Source organism: Micromonospora sp. NBC_01740 (assembly GCF_035920365.1).
Lineage (GTDB): Bacteria > Actinomycetota > Actinomycetes > Mycobacteriales > Micromonosporaceae > Micromonospora > Micromonospora reichwaldensis.
Genome location: NZ_CP109150.1, coordinates 2161453 through 2176163, shown reverse-complemented (window position 1 = coordinate 2176163; position 14711 = coordinate 2161453). Strand labels below are relative to the sequence as shown.

Here is a 14711-nt window from a genome sequence, read left to right as displayed (position 1 = left end):
GTCGGCTGATCTGCCGCCGGCAGAATGGCTGGCCCCGCGCGTCACGTTCCACGCAGGCTGGAGGTGCCGGTCCCCCGGGCGCCCCTCCGGTCGCCCGCCGGCAGTGCCGGAAGGGCGGACGCGATGATCGGTCTCGACGTACGGATGTTTGACGGTGGGCAGCCGTCCTTCGGCGACCAGGTGTTCGACCGGCTGCTGAAGGAGCGCATCATCTTCCTCGGCACCGAGGTCACCGACGCCTCGGCGAACCAGATCTGCGCCCAGATGCTGCTGCTCGCCGCCGAGGATCCGGAGCGGGACATCGTGCTCTACATCAACTCGCCGGGTGGCTCGGTCAGCGCGGGCATGGCCGTCTACGACACGATGCGGTTCGTCCGCAACGACGTGGCGACGGTGGCGCTCGGCTTCGCCGGCTCGATGGGGCAGTTCCTGCTCTGCGCGGGCACGGCCGGCAAGCGTTACGCGCTGCCCCACTCACGGATCATGATGCACCAGCCGTCCGGCGGGATGGGCGGCACCGCCGCGGACATCACGATCCAGGCGGAGAACATGCTGCACGTGAAGCAGACAATGCAGGAGCTGATCGCCCGGCACAGCGGGCGCAGCCTGGAGGAGATCCAGCGGGACTGGGACCGCGACCGGTGGTTCACCGCCGAGCAGGCCCGCGAGTACGGCCTGATCGACCGGGTGGTCACGAGGGCCGAGCAACTCCCGGGGAGCTGACGGAGCCGGGCCGCGACGGGAGGCAGCGACACCGGCGCCGGACGCGCCCCCTCGATCCGCGTCCGACCTCCGGTACGCGATGGCCATCGCCGTGCTGGCCGCCGATACGACGGAGCCTATTCCCGCCAGTGGGAATCCGCGCGGACTGCCGGCGCAGCGTCTTGTGCACGAATCTCGTTACGTCTGCCTACGCCGCGTAGCGCAGGTGTTCGCCGTTCGGCGCGCAGGACCGGTAGCGTGCCTGGGCGTGATCGAATCCGAGCACCCGCATGACACCCGATCGTCCTACGACGCCCTGGCCGTCGACTACGCCGAGCGGTTCCAGGACGAGCTGGTCGCCAACCCGTGGGAGCGGGCGGTCCTCACCGCCTTCGCCGACCTCGTGCGCGCCGCCGGGAACGGGCCCGTCGCCGACGTCGGCTGCGGCCCCGGCCGGCTCACCGGGTACCTGCACGGGCTCGGGCTCGACGCGTTCGGCATCGACCTCTCCCCGCGGATGGTCGAGGTCGCCCGCCGGGTCCACCCCGACCTGCGCTTCGACGTGGGCGCGATGCCCGATCTGGGGCTGCCCGACGCCTCCCTCAGCGGCGTCGTGGCCTGGTACTCGACCATCCACGTCCCGGACGACCTGCTCCCGGCCACCTTCGCGGACTTCCACCGGACGTTGACGCCCGGCGGTCACCTGGTCCTGGCGTTCCAGGTCGGCGACGAGCCGCTGCACCTGACCGAGGCGCTCGGCCACCCGGTCTCGCTGGAATTCCGGCGCCGCCGACCGGACCGGGTCGCCGAGCTGCTGACCGACGCGGGGCTGGACGTCCGCGTCCGGCTGGTGCGCGAGCCCGAGGCCTTCGGGAGCCAGCCGGAGCGCACGCCGCAGGCGTACCTGGTGGCCCGCCGGCCGGCCGGCTGAGGCGCCGGGTCAGCGTGCGACGGTGAGCACCACCTTGCCGAGCGCCCGGCGTCCCTCCAGGTCGGCGTGCGCGGTGGCGGCGTCGGCCAGCGGGTAGGTCGAGACCAGCGGTCGCCACCAGCCCTGCCCGGCCAGCTCCAGCGACCGGGCGGCCAGCGCCGGGATGCCGCCGGGCAGGGCGCGAAGCCGCTGACCCAGCCAGCCCACGGTCAGGCCCCGACCGATGACGTCGCCGGTGTCGATCCGGGTCGCCTCGCCGGCCGACCAGCCGAACATCATGAACCGGCCGCCCGGCCGCGTCAGCTCCAGGGCGGCCCGGCCCACCGCGCCGCCCACCCCGTCGTACACCAGGCTCAGGCCGCCGACCCGGTCCCGCACCGTCCCGACCCAGTCCGGCTGGCCGTAGTCCACCACGAGGTCCGCGCCCAGCTCGCGCAGCTTCGCCGTCCGGTCGGCGCCGCGCGCCGCCGCCACCACGGTGGCGCCGGTCGTCCGCGCGGCCTGCGCCAGCAGCCAGCCGACCCCGCCGGCCGCCGACGGCACGAAGACGACGTCGTCCGCCGTCGGCGGCTCCAGGCCGAAGATCCCGAGTGTCGTACGGCCCGTGCCGACCGCGGCCACCGCCTCAGCGTCGGTCAGCCCCGGCGGTACGGCGTACAGGGAGCCGACGTCGGTGACCGCCTGCTCGGCGTACCCGCCCGGCACCATGCCCAGGTGCGCGACGACCCGCCGCCCGCGCCACGCCCCGTCCACGCCCTCGCCCAGCTCGTCGACGACGCCGGCGACCTCCCGGCCGGGGATGGTGGGCAGGTCGGGCAGCGGGAGCGGGCCGCCGGCCTCGCCCCGGCGCAGGGTCGTGTCGAGCAGGTGCACGCCGCTGGCCGACACCGCGATCCGGACCTGGCCGGGGCCGGGTGTCAGGTCGGGCAGGTCGTCGAGCACCAGGTTTCCGGGGGGACCGAACTCGTGAAGCCGAATGGCACGCATGTCCCCATCCGACAACCTCAATCCCGCTTCAGGTCAACCCCGGAGTCAGACGGTCGGCACCACCATCGGGGTCCCCGTCGCCGGGTTCGGCATCACCAGGCTCGGCAGGCCGAACACCTCGCGCATGAGGGCGGCGTCCACCACGTCGGCCGGCGGCCCCTGCGCGACGACCCGGCCGTCCTTCATCGCCACGATGTGGTCGGCGAACCGGCACGCCTGGTTGATGTCGTGCAGGACGGCGACGATCGTGCGCCCCTCGTCGCGCAGCCGCGCGAAGAGCGCCAGCAGCTCGTACTGGTGGGTGATGTCGAGGAAGGTGGTGGGCTCGTCGAGCAGCAGGTACGGCGTCTCCTGGGCCAGCACCATCGCGATCCAGACCCGTTGCCGCTGGCCCCCGGAGAGCTCCTCGACGGGCCGCTCGGCGAGGTCCGTGACGCCGGCCACCGCCATGGCCGACCGGACGGCCTCCTCGTCGGCGGCCGACCCGGTGGCGAGCAGGGACTGGTGCGGGTACCGGCCCCGGGCGACGAGCCGCCGGACGACGATGTCCTCCGGGGCGACGAGGCCCTGGGGCAGGAAGCCGACCTGACGCGCGAACCGCTTCGGCCGGTGCTCGGCGACGTCCCGGCCGTCGAGGCGGATCGTGCCCGACGAGGGCGTGAGCAGCCGGACGAACGCCTTCAGCAACGTCGACTTCCCGCACGCGTTGGGCCCGACAATTGCCGTGAACGTGCCGTCCGGCACGGCCAGGCTCACCCGCGTCGACACCACCCGCTCGCCGTAGCCGAGCGTGACGTCCTCCGCGGTCAGGCGGCTGGTCACCGTCGTTTCACCTCCATGCCGAGCAGCCAGATGAGATAGCAGCCGCCGATGGCCGTCGTGACCACGCCGACCGGCAGCGCGACCGGCGCCAGCAGCACCTGCGCGACGAGGTCGGCGGCCAGCAGCAGCACCCCGCCGGTCAGCGCCGCCGGCACCAGGGGCACCCCGGCGGCCCGCACGAGCCGCCGACCGATCTGGGGCGCGGCGAGGGCGATGAACACCACCGGCCCGGCGATCGCGGTCACGGTCGCGGTGCAGCCGACGCCGGCCAGGACCATCAGCAGCCGGAGCCGGCCCAGGCGTACGCCGGTGGTGCGGGCGACCTGGTCGCCCAGCGCCGCCTGGTGCATGGCGTGGGAGATCACGACGAGCAGCAGCACGAACAGCCCGATGACGGCGAACGGGAGACGGACCTCGGCCCAGTCGACGCCGTTGAGCGAGCCGGCGCTCCACCCGGTCGCGGCGAGCGCCACGTCGATCTCGGCCCGCAGGACGATCCAGGAGTTGAGCGCCGTCAGCATCGCGTTGACGGCGATTCCGACGACGATCAGCCGGAGGCCGCTGAGCCCGGAGTCCAGCGACAGCACGTAGATGACCGCGGCGGCCAGCAGTCCGCCGGCCACCGAGCCCGCCGCGAGCTGCCCGGCGGTGCCGTTCAGCACCGTGATCGCCACCAGCGCCCCGGTGTACGCGCCCGCGTCGAGGCCGATGACGTCCGGGCTGCCCAGCGCGTTGCGGGTCAGGTTCTGGAAGACCGCCCCGGCGAGCCCGAGGGAGGCGCCGAAGACCAGCGCCGCGGCCACCCGGGGCAGCCGCCACTCCCGGATCACGAAGGCGGACTCGCCGCCCCGGGTCAGTGCGGTGAGCACCTCCGCCGGGCTGGCCCAGTCCTGCCCCTGGCAGAGCCCCAGCAGGGCGAGGGCTGCGGCGACCGCGACGAGCGCCGACGTCACGACGGCGGTACGCCGTTCGACCTCGACCATCACCGGCCCAGCCCGCAGCGTCAGCGTGCTCACAGCGCCGCCGTGCCGTAGCGACGGACGGCCCAGATCAGCACCGGGCCGCCCAGGAACGCCGTGACGATCGACACCGGCACCTCGCCCGTGGGCAGCAGGATCCGCGACCCGACGTCGGCGGCGAGCAGCAGGAACGGGCCGAGCAGCATCGAGTACGCCATGATCCAGGGAATCGAGTCGACGGCGAGCCGCCGCGCCAGGTGCGGCACCATGAGGCCGACGAACGCGATCGGCCCGGCGACGGCCGTGGCGACTCCGGTGAGCAGCGTGACGAGCACCAGGACGGTGACCCTGATCCGCGTCACGTGGGCGCCGAGCGCGTGGGCGACGTGCTCGCCGAGCGCCAGCGCGTTCAACGGCCGGGCCGCGACCATCGCGGCGACCAGGCCGGCCACGGTCACAAGCACGGGCAGGACCAACGGGGTCTGCTCGGTGCCGGCCATCGCCCCCACCGACCAGAACCGGTACCGGTCGAAGACGTCGGGGAAGGTCAGCCGCAGGCCGAGCGAGACGCCCATCAGGACCCAGCTCAGCGCGACGCCGGCGAGGACCAGCCGCAGCGGCGAGGAGCGCCCGACGGCGTGGACCGCGACCGCCGCGGCGACGGCACCGGCCACCGCGAGGCCGAGCTGACCGGCCTGTGACCCGGCGACGCCCGCCAGGACACCCAGGTTGATCGCGAAACCGGCCCCGGCGGTCACGCCGAGGATCCCGGGCTCGGCCAGCGGGTTGCGGGTCAGGGTCTGGATCAGCACGCCGGCCGCGCCGAGGGCGGCGCCGACGCAGACGCCGAGGATCGTGCGGGGCAGCCGGATGTCGCGTACGACGAGGTGGTCGGTGGTGCCCGCGAAGTCGGTGAGCGCCCGCCACACCTCGGCCGGCGCGACGGGGCGCGCCCCCACGGCCATGCTCGTGCCCGCCGCGACGACGAGCAGCGCGGCGGACACGAGCAGGAGCGTCGCCCGTCGGGGCAGGTCAGTCTTCAAGCCCGGCGATCCCGCGTTTCCAGTACCCGGTGATCAGCGAGTCCAGGCGGTCCCGGCTCCAGGCGCGCAGGGGCCTGATGTCGGTCGCCTCGCCGGCCGCGAAGAGGAACGTACGCCCGGCCGGCAGGCGCAGCGACCGCACCTCCTCCGCCAGCGTCGACCCGGTGCCCTCGCGTACCAGCCACGTCACGGCCACCCGGTCGCGCGGCGCCAGCGGGTAGCCCCGTTCGGCGGCGTCGTCGACCTCGGCCACCAGGTGCGCCGACACGTCGGCCGGCGCTTCCTCCAGCCACCGCGCGACGGCCGGCAGGGCGGTGGCGTCGACGGCGAGGACGTAGTGGTCGTAGGTGTGCGGGAACGCCTTCGCTCCGGGCGGGCCCGCGATCGTCACCTCGTCGCCCACGGCCGCCGTGGCCGCCCACGTCGAGGCGACGCCGCCGTCGTGCAGCACGAAGTCCAGGTCGAGTTCGTTGGTGGCGGGGTCGTACCGGCGCACCGTGTACTTGCGGGTGGTCGGCAGCGGGCGTGGCCAGTCGAGCATGCCCCGGCCGTCCGGGACGGGGTCGCGGCGGGTGCCGTCCGGGTCGGGGAAGACGATCTTGACGTGGTCGTCCGCCTGGTAGGTGTGGAAGTCGGCGAGGGCCGGGCCGCCGAGGGTCAGCCGCAGCATGCGCGGGGTCAGCTGCCGCCGGGCGACGACCCGGACGCCGCGCACCCCGATCGGGTAGCCGATCCGGGCCGTACCGCTGCCGGCGCGGTGGTGGGCGGCGACCCGGCCGGCCGGATCGTGGCGGTCGGCGGTCATGACGCGAGCAGCGGCGCGAACGCCTTGTCGACGGAGTCGAGGGTCCTGAGGGCAGACTCGTACGTCGCCGCCTCCGTGTACTGCAACGGGAACACCCGGCCGGCCTTGACCGCGGGCAGGTTCTTCCACAGTGCGGAGTCGAGCACCTGCTTCACCGCCTCGGCGGGGGTGCCGTCGGGCTGGAGCGTGTACGTGATCGCGTCGGCCGCGCCGAGGCTCTCCGGCAGTTCCTCGATCGCCGGGTACTCGGTGACTTCGAGCCCGCCCCCGCCCTTCTCCTTGACCTCGCCGTAGTAGGTCACGCCCACGTCCTGGGCGATGTTGGTGCCCCACGACTTGGCGAACTCGCGGTGGAACGTGCCCTTGGAGATGTCGCCGTACGCGCCGACGTGCCCGAACTTGAGGCTGGCGAGGGCGTCGCCGTACTTGGCCTTCAGCTCCCCCGCCTTCTTCTCGTACGCGTCCTTGGCCGCCTGGAAGTGCGTGGTGCGCCCGGCGGCGTCGGACTGGCGGCGGGACAGCTCGCGCCAGGCGTCGGGGACCGTCGGGCCGATCGCCACGACGGGCGCGATGCTCTCGAGCCGCTTCATGTCGATGTCGCCGAGGACGGGCTTCGGCACGCCGATCACGATGAGGTCCGGCTTGGCGGCGGCGATGGCCTCGTAGTTGGTCTCGGCGGCCGCCTCGCCGGCCACCTTGGGCAGCCGGTCGTAGGTGGCCCGGTCCTGCGCGGTCATCATCGCCAGGCCGCGCTTCCAGGTGGAGATCCCCACCAGGGCGGCGTCCGCCTCGATGAGGACCGGCACCGCGTATCCGGTGGCGACGACGCGCTCAGGGTCGACCGGGATGGTGATCTCGCCGTTGTCGGCGGAGAAGACGCGGGTCCCGGCGGAGCCGTCGGACGTCGCGGCGGATTCGGCGCCGTCGGAGCCGCAACCGGTGACCACGGCGAGCGCCAGGGCGGCGGCGGCCAGACGCCAGTGCTGTCGTACGGACATCTACTGATCCTTCGAGGGGCTGCAAGGGGGTGGCAGCCCCGCTGGGCTGCAAAGCTTAGGCTAGCCTTACCAAAGGTTCCGGGATGTCGACGAGAGGTCAACCCATGTCGGGGAGAGGTCAGAGCGTCACCGTCACGGAGTCCCTCGCGGCGGATCCCGTCAGCTGCGAGGAGTTCGGCTACGGCCTCGGCCAACCCGACGGCATCCTCGTCCTGAGATACCGCTCGGTGACCCGCCTGGCGTTCGGCGAGAACCGGCAGGACTTCCTGCACCAGCTCTACTGGTCGCCCGACGGCCTGCTCTCCGCCCGGCACGGCCGGCACACCAGCTTCATCGGCCCCGACGAGGTGTTCTGGGCCCACCGGGCGGTGACCCACGAGGTGCAGGCGGCGGACCGGCAGACCGTCTACCGGATCTGCCTGCGCGAGGTGCCCGCCGCCCTCGACGGGCTGCGGGCCGGCGTCGCCGCCATCGACGCCGAGGCGGCACGGCTCGTCCTCGCGCTCACCGACCCCGGGTACGACGAGCGGGACGCCCCCGAGGCCCGCGGCCGCATCATGGCCGGCATCGGCGTCCCGTCCCACCCGGCCGACGACCGGCAGGCCGGCCGGCCCGGCGTCGCGGTGACGGTCGCCATGGCGCTGGCACACGACCCCGGTGACACCACCGGCCTCGCCGAGTGGGCCGAACGCCTGCACGTCAGCGTCAAGACCCTGCAACGCGACTTCACCCGCGAGTTCGGCATGTCGTACTCGCAGTGGCGGACGAAGCTGCGCCTGCGTGCCTCGCTGGCGCTGCTGGAGACCCGGCCCGTCGGGGAGGTCGCCCACCGCATCGGCTACGCCAGCCCGTCCGCCTTCATCGCCGCCTTCGCCCGGGAGTACGGCTACACGCCGGGCCGCGCCGCCGCGATGAGGCACACCGCCGACGAGCCCGGAGGGGCCTCCCGCCCGTAGCTGACGTTCCCACGCCGAAGACACCCCCCGGAAAGGTTGGGTCGGACCCCGATCCGGGTACCAGAAGACACCCGGGCGAGACGCGGTTCCGGTCCGTCCGGGATTCGGTCCCCCGGGACGACCTTTAGACTAAGGTCACAGTCCGTAATCCGGATTCCCCGGACAATCGGAAGGACTACACGTGATCGAGACCATGCAGATGAGGCCGATCAACCCCGAGTCGGTGCCGGAGGCCACGGGCGGTTACCACAACGCGCTGGAGGTCCAGACCGCCGGGCGGATGCTGTTCATCAGCGGGCAGATCCCCCAGTCCCGGGACGGCCACGTCCCGGCCACCCCCGAGGCGCAGTGCCGGCTGGTCTGGGACAACATCCGGGCCGTCCTCGCCGACGCCGGCATGGACGTCGACAATCTGGTCAAGGTGACCACGTTCCTGGCCGACCGCCGGCACGCCGACGTCAACACCAAGGTCCGCAACGAGGTGCTCGGCGCACACCGCCCCGCCCTGACGGTGATCGTCACCGGAATCTTCGACCCGGAGTGGATCATCGAGATCGAGGCGATCGCCGTCGCCTGACCGGCCCGTCCGACGGCCGACCCGGCGACGATCACCCGCCGGCAGCCGGGCCGCCGTGCCGCGTGCCCGTCCGGGCCGGCTCACCGGCGCGGTCGGGCAGTCGTGGTGGGATGCTGACCGCGCAGGGCCACGACCTGGTCGCACTCCGGGCTGCGGCCCAGTTCGCGTACGTGGGCACGGACGAGCTCGGGGATCCGGTAGCGGCCGTCGGGCAGCGCCTCGGCGAGCCCCGCGTCGACCAGGCGTTCGGCGGCGACCTCGGCGGCGGCCATCGGCTGGCCCGACAGCGCGGCGAGGTTCGACACGCCGACCAGGCCCCGGTCCAGTCGACTCAGCAGCCGCAGGGCCCGCAGCGCCACACCGTCGCCGTCGCCGTACCGGGTCAGCACCCGTACCGCGCCGGCGAGGCAGTCCCGGATCGACATCGACTCGCAGACCAGGGCGTCGAGCCGGGCGGCGGGATCGGCCAGCCGGGCGGCGAAGGCGGCGAGCGACCAGTTCTGCCGCGTCGCCAGCCGGGCGGCCACGATCCGCAGGGCCAGGGGCAGTGCGTCGCAGCGCTGCACGAGCGTCCGCGCCGCCTCGGGCTCGGCGTCCACCCGCTCGGCGCCGAGGTGGTACCGGAGCACGTCGAGCGCGTCGTCCGTGTCCAGGGCGCCGACGGAGACCCGGGTGGCCCCGTCGAGGGTGGTCATCCCGGAGCGTGAGGTGACGATCAGGGCGCATCCGACGGGCACCGGCCCGAGGACGCGTACCTGGGCGGCGGTCGCCACGTCGTCGAGGACGACCACGACCCGACGGCCGGTCAACAGGGCGGACCAGCCCGACGCGGGGTGGTCGCCCGTCGGCGACGACAACCCGAGCGCCTCGGCCAGGACCCGCACCGCCCGGGCGGCCTCCGCCGGCCCGTCGGGTGTCCCCCCGCCCATGGGCACGAACACCGACCCGCCCGGGTGCTCCGCGGCCAGCTCGTGCGCGGCGCGCACCGCCAGGGCGGTCTTGCCGGCGCCGGCCAGCCCCTGGACCACGCCCGGCCGCCCGGACCGCACTCCCTTGACCAGCCGGCCCAGCTCGACCCCCCGCCCGTGCAGGGCCACCGGGTCGGCGGGGAACCGGGAGGCCGGCGGGCTCGGCGTGACCACCCGCACGGGTGGGCGGGCCCCGGGGTGGTGCAGCCGCAGCGCCGGATCGTTGCGCAGGATCCGCTGTTCCAGGTCGCGCAGGGACTCGCTGGGCTCGATGCCCAGCTCGTCGACCAGCAACCGCCGCAGGTCGCGGTACGCGCCCAGGGCGACCGCCTGCTGGCCGTCGCGGTACAGGGCGGTCATCAGGTGGGCGTGCAGGCGCTCCCGCAGGGGATGCTGGCTGACGAGCACCTTGAGTTCCGGCAGCAGCATGCCGTGCCGGCCCAGCTCCAGCTCGGCGCCGATGCGGGCCTCGACCGTCGCGATCCGGGTCTCCTCCAGGCGGGCCACCTCGGCCATCACCAGCGGGGTCGGCCGGACGTCGGCCAGCGGGGCGCCGCGCCACAGCGCCAGCGCCGCGTCGAACCCCTCGACGGCGGCGTCCGGCAGGCCGGCCGCGAGATCGGCGTGGGCCTGCCTGATCAGCCGCTCGCACTCGCCGATGTCGATCGTCTCCGCGGCGACCACCAGGCGGTAGCCGGGACTGCGGGTGGTCAGGACGCGGCCGTCGCGGTCGTTCAGGGCGCGGCGCAGCCGCCACGCGTACCCGGCGACGAGGCCGCTGGCCGAGGCCGGCGGGTTGTCGTCCCAGAGTTCGGCCACCAGTTGTTCGAGCGACACCACCTGATCGGCCTTGAGCAGCAGCATCGCCAGCAACGCGCGCTGTTTCGCCGAGCCGATCCCCCGCCACTGGACGCCGTCGTGGAACTCCACCGGCCCCATCAACCGGAAACGCAGGCGGGCGGGTGGTGCTTGCCGCGGGATGGGCATCTCTGCTCTCGATTCGTGAGCGTGGTGGGAGTCGGCGCCGCTCAGACCAGTCCGACGTCCGCTGCCAGCCGCCGGCGGTCGACCTTGCCGTTGGCGTTGACCGGGAAGAACTCGACCCGGTGGTACCGCGCCGGCGCCATGTAGGGCGGCAGGTGGTCGGCCACCAGTTCCGCCAGGGCCGCCTCCGCCACGGTGTCGCAGGTGTAGAGCGCGTGCAGCTCGACCGCTCCGGCACCGGGCAGCGCCAGGACGACGACGTCGTGCACCCCCGGGTGCCGGCGCAGGACGGACTCGATCTCGCCCAGCTCGATGCGGTAGCCGTGGATCTTGACCTGGTCGTCGAGCCGCCCCAGGTGGACCAGCTCGCCGTCCTCCCGGCGGACCCGGTCCCCCGTCCGGTACCAGCTCGCCGGGCCGGGCGGGCCGTCGACCGGCGTCGACTGGCGGCCGTCGTGGTCGACGAACCGGCCGGGGTTCTGCGCGGGGTCGAGGTAGCCGTCGAACCGCTGGCCGCCCCGCACGCAGAGCTCGCCGTCGTCCCCGGCGGCCCCGTCGGCCGCCAGCAGGACCCCCTCCAGGTGCGGATGGATCCGCCCGATCGGCACGGTGTCGTTGCTGGTGCGGGGCCACCGCGCCGGATCGGCGGGAAGCTGGTAGCGGGTGCAGGTGACGGTGAGTTCGGTGGGCCCGTACAGGTTCTCCAGGGTGCTGCCCGGCGCGGCGTCCGCCCACGCCCGCGCCTGGGCCAGGGTGAGCTGCTCACCGGCGAAGAGGCTCCACCGCAGGCCCGGCATGCTGCCGGGACGCAGGGTGCGCAGGCGGCGGGCCAGGGAGATCACCGACGGTACGGAGAACCAGTGGGTGATCTGGTTGTCGTTCACGTAGCGGACGGGGGCCAGGGTGTCGCCGGGCGCGGCGACCACCAGCAGCGCACCGGACGACCAGGCGACGAACATGTCGAACACCGACGGGTCGAAGGTCAGCTCGAAGGTCTGCGACAGCCGCGACCCCGGCCCCACCTGGTAGGCCTGCACGCAGTGCGCGAGGTAGGGGGCGAGGTTGCGGTGCCGGATCGGCACCCCCTTGGGCGTGCCGGTGGATCCGGAGGTGAACAGGGTGTACGCGACGTCGTCGGGGCCGCCGGCGTACGCGTCGGTCCACCGCTCGGCCGGCACGTCGTACCAGCGCTGCTCCGGGGTGTCGGGCAGGTGCAGGACGCCGACCGGCCCGGCCGCCTCGTCGGCCACCCGGCCGCCCGCGTCGTCGGAGAGCAGGGCGTCCACCCCGGCGTGGGCGCAGGTCCGCCGGATCCGTTCCGCCGGCGCGTCGGGGCCAAGCGGCACGACGGTCGCGGCCAGCCGCAGCGTGGCGAGATAGCCGACGTACGCCGCGAGGCTGCGCGACGCGCAGAGCCCGACGACCCGGGGCGGGCGGCCGTGCAGGGCGACCAGCCGGGTGGCCAGCCGCTCGACCCGGTCCAGGAGTTCGGCGTACGTCAGCTCGTGCCCGGCGACGCGCAGCGCCGGGGCGTCGGGATGGCGGCGGACCGTGTCGGTGAACCCCTGGAAGAGCGTCGGGTCGTCCGCGCTCACCGGGAGCCGCCGGTGGTCGCCGCCTCCGGCAGGTCCCCACCGTCGTCGGCGGTGCCGGCGCCCCCGCTGTCGTCCGGGTCGCCGGACGCCGGGGCGGCGGCCGGGCCGTCGACCTCAGCCATGCGCTCCCGGGTGACCACCTTGAAGAACGGGTAGATCAGCAGTACGCAGAGCACCGCGAAGAAGCCGAACGCCACCTGGTAGGAGAAGAACTCGGCGAGGATGCCGGCGAGGATCGCGGCGACCGGGGTCATGCCCCAGGCCACGAGGCGGCTCGCGGCGCTGAACCGACCGAGCATGTCGGCCGGCACCAGGGACTGCGTGATGAACCGGGAGTTGACCGTCCACATCGTGCCGCCGGCGCCGGCGAGGAACGCCGCGGCGCCGATGGCCCAGGCGCTGGACGGCGCGGCGGGCAGCAGCGCCGGGGCCGCGACGAGGGCGAAGGCGCCGACGATGTCGGTGAACATGGACCAGCGTCGGCCGATCCACCGGTTGACCGGCCCGACGATGACGGTGCCGATCACCCCGCCCGCGCCGAGGCCGGTGAGCAGGAAGCCGTACTGCCGTTCGTCGAGGCCGAGCGGGCCGCCGACGGCGTAGACCGGGATGAGGGCGAGCCACGCCGCCCAGCAGCCGGCCATGATCGCGATGAGCAGCGCCATCGTCCGGAGCAGCCGGTGCTGCCAGAGGAACCGGAGGCCCTCGCGGATGTCCTCGTTGACCGAGCGCTTGCGCTCGGGGGCCGCGACCTTGAAGTTGCCGACCAACAGGAGCAGCAGGACCGCGCCGGCCACGTAGGCGAACCCGGTGACGCTGAGCGCGAGCCCGAACCCGACCGCCACCAGGAAGCCGCCGATCGGCTGCCCGGCGAAGCCGTTGAACAGGTATTCCAGGGCCGTGATCCGCGCGTTGGCGGTCTCCCAGCGGTGTTTCGGCACGGCCGACGGGACGATGGAGACTCCGGCGATCCCGGCCACCACGTCGGCCAGGCCGATGACCAGGGCGGCGGCGTAGATCAACGCCAGGGTGGGGCTCGCGGCGAGCACGGCGACGAGGAGCGCGCCGACGGCGACCATCCGGGCGATCTCGGCGCCCATCAGCAGGGCCCGCCGGTCCATCCGGTCGACGAAGACGCCGACGTGCAGCGCGGCCACCAACCACGGCAGGCTCATGATGGCCGCGACGGCGGTGACGACGACGGGTGATCGACTGATCTGGGCGGCGAGCAGCGGGAGGGCGATCCGGGCCACCGCGTCGGCGATGTTGGTAGTGCCCGTGAAGATGACCAGAATCCATTCGTTTCGCCTGGCTCCGGGCGGATCCGCCTGCGCTGTGGTTTGAGCTGTGGCCACGACAATCCCTCGCACGGTCTTGAATTGGGAGAAGTGAATCAGAACTCCGCCGCGGAGTTCGCACAGCACCCGGACAAACGATAAGGGACCATTTACCCGACCGTGCTTGTCAATTAGCTGACACGCAATGCCGGGCGGGTCGGGGACCGATCCCGCACTTCCGCCCCGGCCATCGCCGGCAATTCCGATCGGACCGGTCGCCGGGGCTGAACGGAGTCGCAGGTCATCGGGGTCCGCGCGTTGACAGGGTGGTCGTACGGGTATCGGCAGGCGGCTCCAACAATCGCGGAAAGTCCTTTTCGCACCTTATGGGAATACTCTGCGTTGCGCTGGTTGCACCATAGGTCATCCGGGGGAACGTGTCCATCCTCACGTCAGTGCGTCGGCCGGCCCTTCCGGCGGCGGCCACGGCAGCCCACCGGGGACCCGAATAATACGTACGGGGGTTTCTGTCGCCCGGTGCCGCATCTGAGGCGATTACGGCGGCATTGCCGCCCCGCCGGGCCCCGCCTCCAGGCTCGCGCCACTGGCCAGCGCCCCTTTTACGCCGCCTCCGCCCGGTACCGGACGGGCTCCGGGATGCCACCCGAATCAGCGACCAACGACATTCCATCCCGGGAACATCGAGAGAACATCGGCGCCGGGATGCTCGGACCCGTAGAACTTTCAAGCGCAAATTCAGTCGACCCCCACCTCGATCGGCGGCCCGGCTCCTCGCCCGGTTTCCGATCATTGCGGCGCGGCCGACCTCAGGTGAACGGGAAGCAGGGATGACGACTCCAGCTGACCTCGACACGACGATCGCGAAGTACGCGTCGGTGGCCTTCGACGACTCGACCCCCCTGCTGGAGGCCGGCCTCGAATCGCTGTCCCTGCTGCGGCTCGCCGTCGAGCTGGCCGACGACGACGACGCGGAGATCGACGCCACCCGCCTGGTGGACCTCCGCACCGTCGGTGACCTCAAGCAGTGGCTACGCGAGCTGAGCGCCGTGGGCGCCGAGACCGGGGGCGCACGGTGACCACGACGGC

14 protein-coding genes are annotated in these 14711 nt (G+C 73.4%); 5 read left to right on the top strand and 9 right to left on the bottom strand.

What is annotated here, in order from left to right; all coding sequences use genetic code 11:
* Positions 1–123 precede the first annotated feature (123 nt).
* Together OG989_RS10490 and OG989_RS10485 are read left to right on the top strand one after the other, a co-directional pair.
* Positions 124–723, top strand: a complete 600-nt coding sequence (locus OG989_RS10490; protein ID WP_151455529.1) for a ClpP family protease — start codon at positions 124–126, stop codon at positions 721–723.
* Positions 724–970: 247 nt separating this feature from the next.
* Positions 971–1633 (top strand): class I SAM-dependent DNA methyltransferase, encoded by a 663-nt coding sequence (locus tag OG989_RS10485; RefSeq protein ID WP_225852290.1) that lies wholly within the window; start codon positions 971–973, stop codon positions 1631–1633.
* Between the two features lie 9 nt (positions 1634–1642).
* Here OG989_RS10485 and OG989_RS10480 read toward each other — a convergent pair whose 3' ends face one another.
* The 6 genes from OG989_RS10480 to OG989_RS10455 are packed head-to-tail and all read right to left on the bottom strand — an operon-like array spanning position 1643 to position 7247.
* Positions 1643–2620 carry a zinc-binding dehydrogenase gene (locus OG989_RS10480; protein WP_327030395.1) on the bottom strand — a complete coding sequence of 326 codons (978 nt, stop codon included), beginning with the start codon at positions 2618–2620 and terminating at the stop codon, positions 1643–1645.
* A 45-nt stretch (positions 2621–2665) separates the two neighbouring features.
* On the bottom strand, positions 2666–3442 hold the full coding sequence (locus OG989_RS10475) for an ABC transporter ATP-binding protein (protein WP_327030394.1): 777 nt from the start codon (positions 3440–3442) through the stop codon (positions 2666–2668).
* Entirely contained in the window at positions 3439–4458 is a 1020-nt protein-coding gene (locus OG989_RS10470; protein WP_327030393.1) for a FecCD family ABC transporter permease, read from the bottom strand. Before OG989_RS10470 ends, OG989_RS10475 begins: the two co-directional genes overlap by 4 nt.
* On the bottom strand, positions 4455–5444 hold the full coding sequence (locus OG989_RS10465) for a FecCD family ABC transporter permease (RefSeq protein ID WP_327030392.1): 990 nt from the start codon (positions 5442–5444) through the stop codon (positions 4455–4457). The genes OG989_RS10470 and OG989_RS10465 overlap by 4 nt, the downstream gene beginning before the upstream one ends.
* Positions 5434–6249 carry a siderophore-interacting protein gene (locus OG989_RS10460; protein WP_327030391.1) on the bottom strand — a complete coding sequence of 272 codons (816 nt, stop codon included), beginning with the start codon at positions 6247–6249 and terminating at the stop codon, positions 5434–5436. Before OG989_RS10460 ends, OG989_RS10465 begins: the two co-directional genes overlap by 11 nt.
* On the bottom strand, positions 6246–7247 hold the full coding sequence (locus OG989_RS10455) for an ABC transporter substrate-binding protein (RefSeq protein WP_327030390.1): 1002 nt from the start codon (positions 7245–7247) through the stop codon (positions 6246–6248). Before OG989_RS10455 ends, OG989_RS10460 begins: the two co-directional genes overlap by 4 nt.
* Before the next feature lie 104 nt (positions 7248–7351).
* On the opposite strand from OG989_RS10455, the gene OG989_RS10450 reads away from it, so the two are divergent.
* Together OG989_RS10450 and OG989_RS10445 are read left to right on the top strand one after the other, a co-directional pair.
* Positions 7352–8203: a helix-turn-helix transcriptional regulator gene (locus OG989_RS10450; protein ID WP_327030389.1), complete on the top strand. Its 852-nt coding sequence runs from the start codon at positions 7352–7354 to the stop codon at positions 8201–8203.
* A 181-nt stretch (positions 8204–8384) separates the two neighbouring features.
* Positions 8385–8780, top strand: coding sequence for a RidA family protein (locus OG989_RS10445; protein WP_151455537.1), 396 nt, complete (start codon positions 8385–8387; stop codon positions 8778–8780).
* Between the two features lie 80 nt (positions 8781–8860).
* Here the strand turns inward: OG989_RS10445 and OG989_RS10440 are convergent, their stop codons facing one another.
* The 3 genes from OG989_RS10440 to OG989_RS10430 are packed head-to-tail and all read right to left on the bottom strand — an operon-like array spanning position 8861 to position 13682.
* Positions 8861–10735, bottom strand: coding sequence for an AfsR/SARP family transcriptional regulator (locus tag OG989_RS10440; protein ID WP_327030388.1), 1875 nt, complete (start codon positions 10733–10735; stop codon positions 8861–8863).
* Between the two features lie 41 nt (positions 10736–10776).
* Complete coding sequence (locus tag OG989_RS10435) at positions 10777–12327, bottom strand: amino acid adenylation domain-containing protein (RefSeq protein ID WP_327030387.1); 1551 nt, start codon at positions 12325–12327, stop codon at positions 10777–10779.
* Positions 12324–13682, bottom strand: coding sequence for an MFS transporter (locus OG989_RS10430; protein WP_327030386.1), 1359 nt, complete (start codon positions 13680–13682; stop codon positions 12324–12326). The genes OG989_RS10435 and OG989_RS10430 overlap by 4 nt, the downstream gene beginning before the upstream one ends.
* Before the next feature lie 770 nt (positions 13683–14452).
* Here OG989_RS10430 and OG989_RS10425 point away from each other — a divergent pair.
* The gene (locus OG989_RS10425) at positions 14453–14701 is read left to right on the top strand and encodes a phosphopantetheine-binding protein (RefSeq protein WP_151453764.1); all 249 of its coding nucleotides are present in this window, start codon (positions 14453–14455) and stop codon (positions 14699–14701) included.
* Positions 14702–14711 lie beyond the last annotated feature (10 nt).

Excerpts from the sequence above, each read along its gene's own strand:
- OG989_RS10480 (WP_327030395.1), bottom strand. The coding sequence starts at position 2,620 with ATGCGTGCCATTCGGCTTCACGAGTTCGGTCCCCCCGGAAACCTGGTG.
- OG989_RS10455 (WP_327030390.1), bottom strand. The coding sequence starts at position 7,247 with ATGTCCGTACGACAGCACTGGCGTCTGGCCGCCGCCGCCCTGGCGCTC.
- OG989_RS10450 (WP_327030389.1), top strand. The coding sequence starts at position 7,352 with ATGTCGGGGAGAGGTCAGAGCGTCACCGTCACGGAGTCCCTCGCGGCG.
- OG989_RS10460 (WP_327030391.1), bottom strand. The coding sequence starts at position 6,249 with ATGACCGCCGACCGCCACGATCCGGCCGGCCGGGTCGCCGCCCACCAC.
- OG989_RS10440 (WP_327030388.1), bottom strand. The coding sequence starts at position 10,735 with ATGCCCATCCCGCGGCAAGCACCACCCGCCCGCCTGCGTTTCCGGTTG.
- OG989_RS10490 (WP_151455529.1), top strand. The coding sequence starts at position 124 with ATGATCGGTCTCGACGTACGGATGTTTGACGGTGGGCAGCCGTCCTTC.
- OG989_RS10425 (WP_151453764.1), top strand. The coding sequence starts at position 14,453 with ATGACGACTCCAGCTGACCTCGACACGACGATCGCGAAGTACGCGTCG.